The 296-nt window shown below is 40.9% G+C and carries 1 protein-coding gene; it reads right to left on the reverse strand.

Annotation, left to right across the window (positions count from 1 at the left end; translation table 11 throughout):
* On the reverse strand, window positions 1-296 hold a 296-nt coding region (locus ACX6CF_RS26870), incomplete at both ends, for an FAD-dependent oxidoreductase (protein WP_458788441.1).

The raw sequence follows: 296 nt of genomic DNA on the forward strand, positions 1-296 counted from the left end.
AGGAACGATTGATACAGAGCCTGTAGCAAGAATTACTGCATCCGGTTTATATGCCATAATCCTATCTGTAGTTGCTTCTGTATTTAATTTTACTTCTACTCCAAGTCGTTCAAATTCACTATTATAGTAATCTGAAATCCACTGCATACGTTCCTTAAATGGCGGTTTCTTAGCCAAATTAATGGTTCCTCCAAGTTCACTTTGGCGATCAATAAGAGTCACTTTTACCCCACGTAGTGCAAGGGTCTGTGCTGCACACATTCCAGCGGGACCGCCACCAACAACAATTACAGTAT

The sequence above is a fragment of the Vallitalea sediminicola genome, from assembly GCF_054408565.1.